The 13,433-nt window shown below is 60.4% G+C and carries 16 protein-coding genes; 4 read left to right on the top strand and 12 right to left on the bottom strand.

Annotated elements, in window-relative coordinates; genetic code table 11:
• Positions 1-176 precede the first annotated feature (176 nt).
• Positions 177-671 carry a DUF5330 domain-containing protein gene (locus tag N2A41_RS05670; protein WP_017963542.1) on the top strand — a complete coding sequence of 165 codons (495 nt, stop codon included), beginning with the start codon at positions 177-179 and terminating at the stop codon, positions 669-671.
• Between the two features lie 279 nt (positions 672-950).
• The gene (locus tag N2A41_RS05665) at positions 951-1,373 is read left to right on the top strand and encodes a SufE family protein (protein ID WP_017963541.1); all 423 of its coding nucleotides are present in this window, start codon (positions 951-953) and stop codon (positions 1,371-1,373) included.
• A gap of 397 nt (positions 1,374-1,770) precedes the next feature.
• Here the strand turns inward: N2A41_RS05665 and N2A41_RS05660 are convergent, their stop codons facing one another.
• The 9 genes from N2A41_RS05660 to N2A41_RS05620 form a co-directional block, all read right to left on the bottom strand.
• On the bottom strand, positions 1,771-2,202 hold the full coding sequence (locus N2A41_RS05660) for a MucR family transcriptional regulator (protein WP_003557810.1): 432 nt from the start codon (positions 2,200-2,202) through the stop codon (positions 1,771-1,773).
• 440 nt (positions 2,203-2,642) lie between these two features.
• Entirely contained in the window at positions 2,643-2,975 is a 333-nt protein-coding gene (gene mnhG / locus N2A41_RS05655; protein ID WP_017963540.1) for a monovalent cation/H(+) antiporter subunit G, read from the bottom strand.
• On the bottom strand, positions 2,972-3,316 hold the full coding sequence (locus tag N2A41_RS05650) for a cation:proton antiporter (RefSeq protein ID WP_017963539.1): 345 nt from the start codon (positions 3,314-3,316) through the stop codon (positions 2,972-2,974). The genes mnhG and N2A41_RS05650 overlap by 4 nt, the downstream gene beginning before the upstream one ends.
• Positions 3,313-3,786, bottom strand: coding sequence for a Na+/H+ antiporter subunit E (locus tag N2A41_RS05645; protein WP_170280396.1), 474 nt, complete (start codon positions 3,784-3,786; stop codon positions 3,313-3,315). Before N2A41_RS05645 ends, N2A41_RS05650 begins: the two co-directional genes overlap by 4 nt.
• A complete protein-coding gene (locus N2A41_RS05640; protein ID WP_260110482.1) occupies positions 3,783-5,351 on the bottom strand; it encodes a Na+/H+ antiporter subunit D in 1,569 nt (522 codons plus the stop codon). Before N2A41_RS05640 ends, N2A41_RS05645 begins: the two co-directional genes overlap by 4 nt.
• 64 nt (positions 5,352-5,415) lie before the next feature.
• On the bottom strand, positions 5,416-5,793 hold the full coding sequence (locus N2A41_RS05635) for a Na+/H+ antiporter subunit C (protein ID WP_032985038.1): 378 nt from the start codon (positions 5,791-5,793) through the stop codon (positions 5,416-5,418).
• Complete coding sequence (locus N2A41_RS05630; protein ID WP_017963535.1) at positions 5,793-6,212, bottom strand: Na(+)/H(+) antiporter subunit B; 420 nt, start codon at positions 6,210-6,212, stop codon at positions 5,793-5,795. The genes N2A41_RS05635 and N2A41_RS05630 overlap by 1 nt, the downstream gene beginning before the upstream one ends.
• A gap of 4 nt (positions 6,213-6,216) precedes the next feature.
• Positions 6,217-8,574 (bottom strand): putative monovalent cation/H+ antiporter subunit A, encoded by a 2,358-nt coding sequence (locus tag N2A41_RS05625; RefSeq protein WP_260110481.1) that lies wholly within the window; start codon positions 8,572-8,574, stop codon positions 6,217-6,219.
• A gap of 189 nt (positions 8,575-8,763) precedes the next feature.
• The gene (locus N2A41_RS05620; RefSeq protein ID WP_260110480.1) at positions 8,764-8,979 is read right to left on the bottom strand and encodes a hypothetical protein; all 216 of its coding nucleotides are present in this window, start codon (positions 8,977-8,979) and stop codon (positions 8,764-8,766) included.
• 187 nt (positions 8,980-9,166) lie between these two features.
• On the opposite strand from N2A41_RS05620, the gene msrB reads away from it, so the two are divergent.
• A complete protein-coding gene (msrB, locus tag N2A41_RS05615; RefSeq protein WP_260110479.1) occupies positions 9,167-9,580 on the top strand; it encodes a peptide-methionine (R)-S-oxide reductase MsrB in 414 nt (137 codons plus the stop codon).
• Between the two features lie 133 nt (positions 9,581-9,713).
• Here msrB and N2A41_RS05610 read toward each other — a convergent pair whose 3' ends face one another.
• Positions 9,714-10,223, bottom strand: a complete 510-nt coding sequence (locus N2A41_RS05610; RefSeq protein ID WP_260110478.1) for an Hsp20/alpha crystallin family protein — start codon at positions 10,221-10,223, stop codon at positions 9,714-9,716.
• A 41-nt stretch (positions 10,224-10,264) separates the two neighbouring features.
• Positions 10,265-10,741: an Hsp20 family protein gene (locus N2A41_RS05605; protein ID WP_162118084.1), complete on the bottom strand. Its 477-nt coding sequence runs from the start codon at positions 10,739-10,741 to the stop codon at positions 10,265-10,267.
• Positions 10,742-10,952: 211 nt separating this feature from the next.
• On the opposite strand from N2A41_RS05605, the gene N2A41_RS05600 reads away from it, so the two are divergent.
• On the top strand, positions 10,953-11,174 hold the full coding sequence (locus N2A41_RS05600) for a hypothetical protein (protein WP_162118085.1): 222 nt from the start codon (positions 10,953-10,955) through the stop codon (positions 11,172-11,174).
• Positions 11,175-11,208: 34 nt separating this feature from the next.
• On the opposite strand, the gene N2A41_RS05595 is transcribed toward N2A41_RS05600, so the two are convergent.
• Complete coding sequence (locus N2A41_RS05595) at positions 11,209-13,419, bottom strand: amylo-alpha-1,6-glucosidase (RefSeq protein WP_260110477.1); 2,211 nt, start codon at positions 13,417-13,419, stop codon at positions 11,209-11,211.
• Positions 13,420-13,433: the final 14 nt, after the last annotated feature.

Genomic DNA, 13,433 nt, shown 5'->3' with positions numbered 1-13,433 from the left:
TTCGACTAAAATGCGGCTCAAATACCGTTCGCTAAAATTTGAACTAAATTTGCCGCAAATGCGCGTGAGTTTCGAAAAGCGGCATTCGCAACTTGGCGGTAGGGTGAAAACACACCGGACAACCGGCCTGATTCGGCGACAAGAACCGGACGGGGAAAACAGGATGGGCGACGACAATGTGGTTTCTGATCAAAGGATCCTTCTGGTTTGGCCTCGTGCTCGTGCTTCTTTCCGTCTTCAGCACGGAGAGTTCCGACAAGTTGGCCAACGGCCCGCAATTGCAGCTTTCCGACGCGTTCACGGCGGCAAGCGGCGCCTATGACTATCTCACAGGCATGTGCTCGGAAAAGCCCGAGGTTTGTGCCAAGGGCGCCGAAACCTTCACCGCGCTCGGCTACCGGGCCCGCGAGGGCGCCCGCGTCGCCTACGAACTTCTCGACAGCCAGTTCAAGGACGAGGCGCCGGCGACCGCAAAGCTTGCCGAACCGCAGATGCCGGTGGCGCTCAACATGCCTTCGCTGGCAGCACCTGCTATCCAGGAAAAGGTGCGCGAGGCCAAGGCTGCGCTCAACCAGCCGATGCCTTACCGTCCGCCGGTCGAGGATGATGCCGCCCCTGAGACGGTGGTGACCGGCGCGATCCCGCTGCCGACGCCGAAGCCGGCGACCTGACGAAATTTCGCGGGCATTCGTCCGCAATGCCTTTCGGTTTTATAGCTTGCATCGGTCGTCCGCATGACGCGGAGAGGCCCCATGCCTGACGTGCCTGCCCTGTTTAATTCAGCATGTTGCTGCGCCGTGAGGATGCTCATCCCTCACGGCGTTTCTTTTTAGCGGTTCAAATCCGCCGGTCTTTCACCTATATGCAGTGTTAGAGCACTTCCTGACGCATTCCGGACGCAAAACCGCTGCGCACTTTTGCTGGAACTGCTTTAATAGTGAAAGGCTACCATGGCATCCCTCGACCAGATCATCGACGACTTCGCTTTCCTGGACGATTGGGAAGACCGCTACCGCTATGTCATCGAACTCGGCAAGGCGCTGCCCGACTTAGCCGAGGAGAAGCGCACCTCGGAGAACAAGGTGATGGGCTGCGCCAGCCAGGTCTGGCTGGTGACGCATACGACAGGCGATCCCGACAACCCGGTCATGAGCTTCGAGGGTGATTCCGACGCCCATATCGTGCGCGGCCTCGTCGCCATCGTGCTTGCCACCTATTCCGGCAAGACCGCATCCGACATCGCCGGGCTCGATGCCTTCGAGATATTCTCGAAGATCGGCCTGGTGGAGAATCTGTCATCGCAGCGCTCGAACGGACTGCGCTCGATGGTGAACAGGATTCGCGAAGAGGCAAGAGTCCGCGCCGCGGCTTGACTGGGATGATTGCTGATCGGAAGGGCCACAGCCGATCGAGCTGGACAGCGCCTGCCTTGGCACATCGAATACATTAACACTTGCTGATAGTATAGGAATACATTCTAAGCCTGTCGGCGAAGCATAAGACGGGGTCGCTCAGACTATCTTGGCGCCCGTCCGAATCATCTGCGAAAGGTTGGATCACCGGCGCGATTCAGCTTTTGATAGAAGCGCAGAACCGCTCCAACCTTTCGTTTACCCAACTCCCGGCAAAACCGCTTCGCGCTTTGCCGGGAAAACCATTTCGCACTTTCCTGGAATAGCCCCATCGAGATTATTTTCCATGCCTTGAAAAGGCACACAAAAAAGCCGGGCACAAGACCCGGCTTTTTGTCGTCGATGCTTTCGAAAAAGCTCAGCCGCGGCCGCGCTTGCGGCGTTGCCCGAGGCCCATCTCCTTTGCCAAGCGCGAACGCGCTTCGGCATAAGCGGGCGCTACCATCGGGTAATCGGTCGGCAGGTCCCACTTCTCGCGGTATTCTTCCGGCGAGAGGCTGTGATGCGTCATCAGGTGACGCTTGAGGGACTTGAAGTTGCCGCCGCATTCCAAACACGTGATCTGCTCGTCCTGTACGGACTTGCGGACAGAAACTGCAGGCTTCTGCTTTTCGACGATCGCCGCAGCAGGCTGCGGTACGGACGTGTTGCTCAGTGCCGAATGCACGTCGGAAATCAGATTGGCCAGGTCGCTGACCGGTACAACATGGTTGCTGACATAGGCCGCAACGATGTCGGCCGTCAGTTCCACAAGCAGCTCCGGCGCATTGCCGGTCGCTATATCCGTCATATTTTTTCTCCTGTTAGCATGCACAAACGGTCTTTGACCGACACGTCAAAGACCCGCCTCGTAGAAGCGAACAGCAAAAGCACCGGAAGCGATCTTCTGTTTCGAAAAACGCGAAATCCACCCCTAGATTCCGAAGAGCGAGACCTGTCCTTATACTGCCTGATTGGAAACCACTACGTCATGCTCCGGGCTATGGCCTCAGTTTAGACATTGAAAATCAAAACTGAGGGACTTGGAAGCAGTACGATTGCAATTCACAATCAGAACTCTACTTGCATTTTCAAATACCATCGTTTGACCAAAAGGCCAATTATTATTTGTCGTTTTTCTTGAGAAAATGTGACAGATGAAGAATTGAAGGACTTTCCGCCAAGCTTTACTCACAGCTTCCTGTGCATAAGTTTTGCATAAATCTGGTAATGTCGGCGAACAGCATAGGCTCAAAGATCTCTGATATCGTCACGGACCGAGAGTTCACCGAGATCATATCCTGAACGGTGGGCAGTTCTGGCAAGGAGATGGGCAGACACCGGCGCCGTCAGCAGGAAAAAGATAAAGCCGGCGATGGCGCGGGCGAGAATCGCCAGATCTTGCGAATAGAGGCCGGCGGCGAGGAGCAATAGGCCGGAGCCGACTGTCCCCGCCTTCGAGGCCGAGTGCATGCGCGTGTAGAGATCGGGCAGCCTGACAAGGCCGATTGCCGCTGCAAGAGCAAAGAGCGCTCCGACGATCAGCAGCAGGGCGGTGATGGCAGCCACGATATAATCGATCATCGCTTCTTGCCCCCTGCCCGCTTTTGCGTGTTGCCATTTGCCGCAGATGGCTTCGATTTGATGTTGCCGCGCGACAGCACAAAGCGGGCGAAGGCGACAGTCGCCAGGAAACCGACGAGGCCGAGCGAGATGGCGATATCGATATAGAGCGAAAAGCTGGTTTTGACCGCGATGACCGCAATGAAACCGATGGCGATACCGGTCAGCATGTCGAGGGCAAGAATACGATCCGGCAATGTCGGGCCGGCAACGACGCGCCAGACGGTGAGGATCAACGCCAGGCCGAGAATGACGAGTGCGGTCGAAGATGCGACCGCGATAATGGCGGCAGGCGTGATCACCGGAAAGCCTCCATGATCTTGCGTTCGAAACCGTTGGCGATATCACGCTTGGTGGCCTCAGGATCGGAACAATCGAGCGCATGGACATAGAGCATGCGGCGATCTGTCGAGACGTCGACCGAAAGCGTGCCGGGTGTCAGCGTGATCAGGTTTGCGAGCAAAGTGATCTCGAAATCGCTCGTCAGCGTCAGCGGGAAGGCGAAGATGCCGGGCTTCAGCTTCATATCGGGCGAGAGGACGGTGACCGTGACCTTCCAGGCCGACAGCGACAATTCCTTCAGGAACAGAATGGCAAGCGAGAGCACCGGGAGGACGCGGGGGATATGTCCCTTGCCGCCGAAGGATTCGCGGATGATGACCAGCGCCAGGGCGCCAAGCAGCAAGCCGAAGATGAGGTTGTGCGGTGAGGCACTGCCGGTGACGGCGATCCAGGCAACGGCCAGCAGCAGGTTGAAGAGAACGAAGATCACGGCGCGCCTCCTTCCGGGAAGACCGAGTGAAGATAGGCCTGGGGATCGGCAAGGCCGGCAGCTGCCGATTGCGACAGCGCCAGCAAGTGTTCCGGCAGGATGCCGAAGCCGACGACCAGCGCTGTCAGCGCGGCGAGCGGCAGACCGGTGCGCCACCTCGATCCGGACGGTGTCAGGACTGTCGGCGTCAGGGCTATCGCCGCCGGGCGCCAATAGGCGAGCAGGAAGAGGCGGCCGAAGGCAATCGTCGTCAGAAAACCGCCAACCAGGATCGAGGCCGCCAGCCACCAGGCGCCGAGATCGAGCGAGGCCTTGACGAGGATGACCTTCGGCCAGAAGCCGGAAAAGGGCGGCAGGCCACAGGCGGCAAGGAAGAGCACGAGGGAGAGCGCGGTGAAGCCACCGCTTTGCCTGTAGAGCCCGCCGAGGGCCGATAGCGAAAAGCCGCCGCCGCGGCGGGCGATCTCGCCGGCGGCAAGATAAAGCGCCGTCATCAGCACCATGGAATGGAGCGCATAGAAGACCGAGCCGCTGATGCCGCCAAGGCCGCCAAGCGCGACGCCCGCAAGCACGTTGCCGATGCCCGATATGACGACATAGCCGAACAGCCTGCGGATATCGTTTTCGGCAAGCGCGCCGAGAGCGCCGACGAGAATGGTCGCGGCGGCGGCGAGTGCGATCACCAGGCTCAATTCCTGCCGCTCCATCGGCAGCAGCATGACCATCACCCGGATCAGCGCGTAGATGCCGACCTTGGTCAGCAGGCCGGCAAACAGCGCCGACACGGTGATGCGCGGCGTATGGTAGGCGGCCGGCAGCCAGAAATTGACCGGAAAGGCCGCCGCTTTCATGCCGAAGGCGAGCAGGAAGAGGCTTGCCAGCGTCATCAGAGGCGCCGTGCCACGCAAATCCGCGGCTTTTGCAGCTATATCGGCCATGTTGAGGGTGCCGAAGGCGGCATAGAGGATGCCGACGCCTATCAGGAACAACGTCGTGGCGATGAGATTGAGTACCGCATATTTCAGGGCGCCGTCGATCTGTTGGCGCTCGGAGCCAAGGATGATCAGCCCGAAGGAGGAGATCAGCAGCACCTCGAACCAGACATAGAGATTGAAGACATCGCCGGTAAGAAAGGCGCCGGTGACGCCGGCCATCAGCAGCATCAGCAGCGGGAAGAAACCATATCGCCGGCCGCTCTCACCAATATCGGCCAGCGCATAGATGCCGCCGGCGAGCGCGGCAAGGGCTGCGGTGAAGGCCATCAGCGCACCGAAGAGATCGACGGTGAAGGCGATGCCGAAGGGCGGCAGCCAGCGGCCCATGACCATGGTGAGCGGCCCTTCGGCGGCGACCTTGGCGAGCAGTGCCGCATCGATCAGCGCCAGCGCGGCAAGGCCTGGGATGGCGAGCCAGGCCTGCAGGCGGGGATAGGCGCGCAGCATCAGCAGGACGGCACCCAGCGTAATGCAATGGGCGACCGGCAGGATGGCAAGCCAATGACCGATCGGCACCGGGACGGTGATCAGGGCGGCGGAGAGATCGACGGTAGAGGTTGGGGCGGCCATTAGATGGCGCCTCCGCTATCGCACGAGAGGGTTTGCCATGGGGTGAGCATCCGCACCAACATCCTTAATACCCCAATGGCGGCAGCGGCCGGTCGTCGGGCTCGGCGGCGCGCATGTCGCTGGTGTTGTCGGTGCCGAGGTCCTGATAGGCGCGGTAGGTCAGCACCAGCAGGAAGGCAAGGAAGGAGAAGGAGATGACGATCGCCGTCAGGATGAGGGCCTGCGGCAACGGGTTGGCCGTGCCTGCGGGCAAGCTGTCGAGACCCACCGGGATGATCGGCGGCACCTCGCGCGTCAGCCGGCCGCCGGTAAAGAGCAGCAGGTTGACGGCATTGCCGAGGATGGCGATGCCGAGCATGATGCGGATCGAGAATTTCGACAGCATCAGATAGATGGCGGCGGCAAAGAACAGGCCGACGAGGATCGCGAGAAGCGGCTCCATCATTCCACCTCCTTTTCTTCCAATGCCAGCGCGATCGAGGTGATGGCGCCGAGCACGACGAGATAGACGCCGACATCGAAGAGCATGACGCTCGACAGCGGCATCTCGGCGCCGAAAAGCTTCGGATAAATCCAGAGGCCGGTCATGAAGGGAACGGCAAAGAGGATGGAGAGAAGACCCGCCATGGTCGACAGGAGCAGGCCGAAGCCGGCAATCGACAGCGGATGGAAGTACAGCGCGCGGCGAACGGCGCCAACACCGCGGGCAATGCCGTAAATTGCCAGTCCGGAGGCAGCGATCAGCCCGCCGATGAAGCCGCCGCCCGGCTCGTTATGGCCGCGCAGCAGCACGAAGACTGAAAAAAGCAGCATCAGCGCGGTGAGAAACGGGGCGACGGTGCGGAAAATGAGGGTGTTCATGCGATCAGCCCTCCGCCGTGGGATCATTGGCGGCAAGCTTGCGCTCGCTGCCGGCGCGGATGCGGATCAACGCCAGAATGGCAAGGCCGGTGACCGCGACAACGGCAATTTCGCCGAGGGTGTCGGTGCCGCGGAAATCGACGATGATGACGTTGACGACGTTGGCGCCGTGGGCGATCGATTTGGAATAGGCGTTGAAGAAAGCCGTCAGCGCATCGTCGAACGGCGCCTCGGTCGCCCGCATCAGCAAAAGCATGAAGCCGAGGCCGCAGACAAGCGCCAGCGCACCATCGAAGAGCTTGCGGCCGAGCGGCCGCCGATCGGCGGGAGAAAGGCGGAGCCTGGTCATGACCAGCGCGAGGATGACCACCGAGAGCGTTTCCACCATGAACTGGGTAAACGAGAGATCCGGCGCGCCGAACAGCAGGAAGATGATAGCGACGGCGAAACCCTGGATGCCGAGCGAGACGATCGCCGTCAACCGGTCGCGGGCGACGAGCACGGCGGCAAGGCCGAAGGCGGCGATCAGAAAGACCGCCCATTCATAGAGCCTGACATCGGCCGGCCAGGCCGGAAGGCGCGGCAGTTCACCATAGACGACCGGGGGGATGATGAGGATGGCGGCAACGCAAAGGAAGCTGCAGGTGACATAGATCTCCAGCCGCCCCGGCTGGAGGACACGCATGAGGCGGCCCGAGAGGCGGACAAGGCCCGATATAGCGACATCAAAGCCATGGTCCGGCCCGGGTCCGGCCGCGCGCAAGAAGATGGCCATCAGGAAACGGGCGCGCGCCAGCTGCCAGTAAACGCCGACACCGAGCAGTATGGTCAGGGCGGAGAGCGCCAAGGGCAGGCCGATATGCGGCGTCAGCGAAATGTCGATGTCGACGGATGTCTGGCGGATGGCGGCTGCGAGCGGGGAGGACAGCACTGTATGGGTGAAGGTCGAGAAGATCGCCGCGAGCAGGCCGAGGACGGCGAGAACGGCCGGGCCGAGCCAAAGCAGGACGGGTGCTTCGTGCGGAGGTTTCGGAGTCTCCACCGGCCGTCCGAGAAAGGGTTTCAGCGCCACGGCGAAGGCGACGGCGAACATCAGCGCATTGCCGAAGACGGTTATCGCGATAAATGTGATCGCGCGGACATCGGCACCGACGAGTGCCGTGTAGATCTCCTCCTTGGCGAGGAAACCGAAGAAGGGCGGCAGGCCGGCCATGGAGAAGGCCGCCGCAAGCGCGATCATCCAGGTGAGCGGCATCGCCCGCATCAGGCCACTGAGCCTGGTGATATCGCGCGTGCCGGTCTCATGATCGATGATGCCGGCGACCATGAAGAGCGCGCCCTTGAAGAGAGAATGCGCCACCAGATAAAGCGCCGCCGCCTCGACCGCATGGTCCGAGCCAAAGCCGATCAGCAGGACGAGCAGGCCGAGCGAGGAGACAGTAGTATAGGCAAGCTTGAGCTTCAGGTCGGTCTGGCGGATGGCGAGTGCGGTGCCGACCACCAGCGTCAGTCCGCCGAAAAAGGGCAGAAGGATTTCCCAGGGAGGCGTTGCCCCCATGACGGGATTGAGCCGCATCAGCAGATAGACGCCTGCTTTCACCATGGTGGCCGAATGCAGATAGGCCGAAACCGGCGTCGGCGCCTCCATGGCGTTCGGCAGCCAGAAATGAAAGGGAAATTGCGCCGACTTGGTGAAGGCGCCGCCCAGGACCAGAAGGAGGGCTGCGAGATAGAACGGGCTTTCGCGCACGACATCGCCCGCTCCGACGAGCCGCGACATCTCTGTGACGCCTGAGATATTCCAGAGGATCAGCAGGCCGGCCAACAGGCAGAGCCCTCCCCCGCCGGTCACAACAAGTGCCTGCAGGGCAGCGCGGCGAGCCGCCGCACGCTCGTGATCGAAGCCGATCAGCAGGAAGGACGTGATCGACGTCAGCTCCCAGAAGATGAAGAGCATCAGGAAACTGTCGGAAACGACGACGCCGAGCATCGCGCCCATGAAGAGGAAGATGAAGGAGAAGAAGCGCCCCTGATCCTTGTGTCCCTTGAGATAGCCGCCGGCATAAAGCACGATCAGGGTGCCGATGCCGGTGATCAACAGCGCGAAAGCCAGCGATAGGCCGTCGAGGAACCAGGAAAAGGAGAGATGAAAGCTCGGCACCCAGGAATACCCGCCGGTGACGACCTCGCCGAGCGCGATCTTGGGAACGAAACGCAGAAAATGCAGGAAGGCAAGCAAGGGAGCGATCGCCAGGAGCCAGGCACCGTTTGCGCCGAAAATGCGGATGACGAAGGGAGCGGCAAGAGCGCCGACGAGCGGCAGACACAGGGCCAGAAATGTCAGAGCCGTGACATCGGCCATGTCTCCTCCTCCACTGCATAATTCAAAATATTACAGTCCTTTGCACGTCCGACAAGACACGCGGCGCTGTAAAGGCAACAGACGAAAAAGCCGAAGAAAACCGGCCCGTGTTCTGGCTTAGGCGAAATGGGGGAGCGTCTCAAGCGATTTCGGCCGCAGGCCGCACTGCATTACGATGTTCGAAGCCGATCAGGCCATCGGTCGGGAAAGGCGCGTCAGCAGCCGGGTGATGCAACCATGCAGGATAAAGACCAGAAGCGTCAGCGGCCAGAGCAGGCAGGCGAAGAGCCCGGCGAGACGATGGAGCGTCAAGCCGGCATGGTTGGCCCAGCCTTCCAACAGCGTGACCGCCATGGCGGCCACGGCCACCAGGCCGTAAAGCAGGACGATTGCCGCCTCAAACACCAGTGATTCTCCAATGCACGTAACATTAACCCTAACAGAAAACCCCTAACGGATGTAAAAGCAAGCGTCTTACTCCAATTGCGGTATGCCGCCAATCTCATGGCGCGGCGCTGGAGACTTGATGAAGTGAACGCGGCGCACCACATTTTGCGCAAACGGAAACGCCCCTCGGCGAAAGGAGCACCTCATGTCCGAAACTGCGACCACCGCCAAGATCCATAAGACCGATGCCGAATGGAAAGAGCAACTCACCCCCGAGCAATACCGCATCACGCGCCAGCACGGCACCGAACGCGCCTTCACCGGCCCTTACTGGGATTCGTTCGAGACGGGGCTTTACCGCTGTGTCGGCTGCAACGCGCCGCTTTTCCGCTCCGACACGAAATTCGATGCCGGCTGCGGCTGGCCGAGCTATTTCGAAGCGGTATCGCCCGGTGCGGTGACCGAACATCGCGACACGGCCTTTGGCATGCTGCGCACAGAAATCCGTTGCGGCAGCTGCGAAGCCCATCTCGGCCACGTCTTTCCGGATGGTCCGCCACCGACCGGCCTGCGCTACTGCATCAACGGCCACTCCATGGTGTTCGAGCCCGGGAAATAGGCCTGAACCTGCGATCGGCATCTGCCGATCCAGCGGCCATGAGGAGACTAAGCGCGACGGAAATTTCCGTGCCGCCATCGACGACATGGCAGCGGCGGCCGCCAGGTGGTCGGCCGCCGCGCACTCGTTTCGATCAGCTTCTGATGGCGATGCGCTTGACCTGTGACTGCGCCTTTTCGGTCTTGGGCAAGGTGACAGTCAGGACGCCATTCTTGAAGGTGGCGTCGACCTGATCTTCCTTGACCTCGGTGCCGAGCGGGATGCGTCGCTCGAAGCCGCCATAGTAGCGCTCCGAGAACTGCTTCTCCTTGTCTTCCGTCTCCGAACGCTTTTCACCCTTCAGCGTCAGAACGCCGTCATCGAGGAGGACATCGATGTCCTTTTCCTCAAGGCCGGGGACTTCGGCGGTCACCTTGATATCCTTATCGGTGTCGGAGATCTCGACACTCGGCCAGCCGGCACCGAAACCGCTGGCGCCACGCAGTGACGGCAGGCCAGCGCCGAAGCTGCGGAAAGCATCGTCGAACAGGCGGTTTACCTCGCGATGGAGCGACAGGAAAGGATCATGGTCGTCCTCGCAGAGGAGACTCGGAACTTGGTGGCCGTTGCTGCGGCCCCAGGGAATCAAATCACGAACACTCATGGCTTACTCCTTTCTGGTGGTTCTTGGGCATTCCTGACGGTTCAGGCTGCCTGCGTCTCGGCCTCGATCTGCCGGGTCTCGGCCTTCGGCATTGCATTCCCAGTTCCGATCTCGATCTGGCGCGGCTTCATCTCTTCAGGAATTTCACGCTTGAGATCGATGGTCAGCAGACCGTTGACGAGGCGGGCATCCACGACCTTGACGTGGTCAGCCAATTCGAACCGACGCTGGAAGCTTCGACCAGCAATGCCGCGATGCAGGTATTGAACATCTTCGCCGTTGGCCTTCTGCCCTGAGACGACGAGCATGTTCTGCTCGTGGATGATCGCTAGCTCGTCCTGCGAGAAGCCCGCCACCGCCATGGCGATGCGGTATTCGTCCTCGCCGGTTTTGACGATATCGTAAGGCGGCCAGTTGTCGATTGTCTCGGCGCGGCTTGCAGCCTCGAGCGCGTTCAACATCCGCTCGAAGCCGACGCTCGACCGGATCAGGGGAGAGAAATCGAGGTTTGTCCTCATAGCCATATCCTCCTTACAAGCAACATGGATACAGGAAACGCCAAGAGCGACAGGCGTCTCCTGGAACTGTCGATCCCTGCTCGGCGATCGACAATACTGATATAATTCAGCAGTTTACCGTTTCAAGAAGACGGAATTTCTCAACGGAAAAATTGCTTTTCTTCGAAGGCGCCACCATATCTGGGCGTAGCTTGAGAGAGGAGCAATGGTTATGACAATGACTTCAAAGGACGTCATCGCCGTCCTCGGGCCCGCCGATGAAACGCTCGTGGCCGAGGTTATCGCGACAGGTGCCACCCAGGCTGAACTCGCCGAGGCATTTGCGTGGGCCAGCAACGACGAAGCCTTGATGAGTGAAGGCCGGCCCCTGCCAACAGGTAGGGTTGCTGCGCTTGTTGATCTGCTGAGTTCCGATGAAGAGGAGCCGGAATAGGAGAGGCGGATGACCCACCTCCCCCACTGATCCGTCATGCTGTCGTGAGCACCTGAACATTGCCGTGGCGATCCATCACATCCACCACGACCTGGCGTCCCGATCGGCGAATGGCGACGTCAGCCGAGCCATTGCCGATCAACAGGCGTCGTAAGATCACTTCGTCCAGGAACGGGGGAAGTTGCGGCACGTTGAAGCTGATGCGCAAGCCATTCGGGTCGAAGTCGAGGCCGAGACAGGATTGCAGCAGCGACAAAGGAGCGGCTGCCGCCCATGCTTGAGGCGAGCAGGCGACCGGATAGAAGGTCGGCCCCCGTGCCCGCTGGCGCGGCAGGCCGCAGAGGAGTTCGGGGAGCCGCCGCAGGTCGATATAGGTCGAGGCGGCAAACAATCCCTCGAATATCCGCGCGGCTTCGGCGCGATAGCCATAGCGGGCAAGGCCGCTGGCGATCAAGGCATTGTCATGTGGCCAGATCGAGCCGTTGTGGTAGCTCATCGGATTGTAACGCGGTTCCGTGGAGGGAATGGTGCGGATGCCCCAGCCACAGAAGGACGAGGCACTCATCAGAGTGCGGGTAATCTGTGCGACCCGTTCAGGATAAGCAATGCCGGCGAACAGAGCATGGCCGGCATTGGAAGATCGAACCCGGCAGGGCCGCTTGTCTCCGTCGAGGGCCAACACATATGTGCCAAGTTCCTCGTCGAAGAAGCTGATGTCAAAGGCACGGCGCAGTCCCTCCGCCCGCGCGAGAAAGCTCGCCGCTCGTTCCGGCCTGCCGGTCCGCCGGAAGATTTCGGCAGCACTTTGCCATGCGGCGTAGACATAAGCCTGGACCTCAACGATTGCGATCGGCCCCTTGGCCAATGTGCCGTCGGCATGGAAGACCGAATCGTGGCTATCTTTCCATGCTTGATTGATCAATCCTTCTTCCGTCAGCCGTCCATATTCAATGAAGCCGTCGCCGTCACGATCGCCATGTTCGTCGACCCATGTCAGTGCCGCTTCCAGATGTGGCAGGAGACGGTCGATCGTCGCAAGATCACCGGTTCGTTTGAGATATTCGCCGGCCAGTATTACAAACAGCGGCGTCGAATCGATGCTGCCGTAATAGCGCCGGAACGGAACCTCGCCAAGTTCGGCCATTTCGCCAAAGCGGATTTCGTGCAGGATCTTGCCTGGCTCGGCGTCAGAGGCAGGATCGATGTCCGTCGCCTGGTTGGCTGCCAGATGGCCGAGAACCCCGCGGGCGATCTCCGGATCGAGCCAAAGTGTCTGAAGCGCCGTGATCAGGGCGTCACGGCCGAAGACGGTGCTGAACCAGGGAATGCCGGCGTAGGGATAAGGACCTTCCGGCTTGTCGGTCATCAGCATGTAGAGGTCGGAGACGCTGCGCCGCGCGGCTTCGTTGAATATCTCGTTGGACGTTGCGATCGACGCCGCGCGCGAGGAAGAGGCTCGCAATGCACGCCGGGCATCCCGCAGGGCCAAGAAGAAGGAGCGGTTGCTCGGTGGATCGGCGGGGGTCTGATCGCAGCCGATCTTGATGAAGAGCGATTTTGTCTGCTGCGGCTCAAGATGGAGATCATAGGTGAGGAGATTGCTGCGGATTTCGGCCGGTTCCGGTACGAAGGAAAACCGCGTCGACCGCTTGCGGCCGTCCAGGCCGATATAGGAAAGCAGGACGCAATCCTGCTCTATGATGGCGGGAAGATGGCGCCCTCTCCTTGCTCTTACGGTTCCACGGACTTCGAAAAGGTCGGCGAAATCGGCTTCGAAGGCGATTTGGATTCGGACATGTTGCCGCCGGTCGTCGTAATTCCTCACGGCCACCCGCTCATAACAGCGAGCATTCCAGAGAAACCGTGACCTGCGCAAATGAATCAGGTCATGAGCCAGAGCCAGCTTTCCATTCTTATCGAATAGATCAGGATTGGTGAGATCGCAGGTCAGCGTGGCGTTGTCATCTCGCAGCGTCGACGACAGGAGCATCGGCCGTTGCCCATTGATCGTCAGGTAGAAATGCGAGAGATAACGGGTATCGCAATGGAAAAGACCTTCCGGGCTGCCGGGACCGGACAGAGCGTCGCCATTGTAATCGAAGACGGCGAAAGTATCGCCGTGCTTCAGGGTACGCGGCCGTCCCTCCTGCAGCGACGCGGCCGCCGGAATGAAAAACTGCGCGACCGGTGCCGCCGGGCCTGGCAATGCTGCGGCGGGGTTGCTGTCCGCAGAAATGTTCGACATGTCTCCTCCTTGAC

The sequence above is a fragment of the Rhizobium sp. SRDI969 genome, from assembly GCF_025152725.1.
Taxonomy (GTDB): Bacteria; Pseudomonadota; Alphaproteobacteria; order Rhizobiales; family Rhizobiaceae; genus Rhizobium; species Rhizobium leguminosarum_I.
The sequence above is the reverse complement of the archived record's forward strand: the minus strand, read 5'-3'. Positions and strand labels throughout refer to the sequence as shown.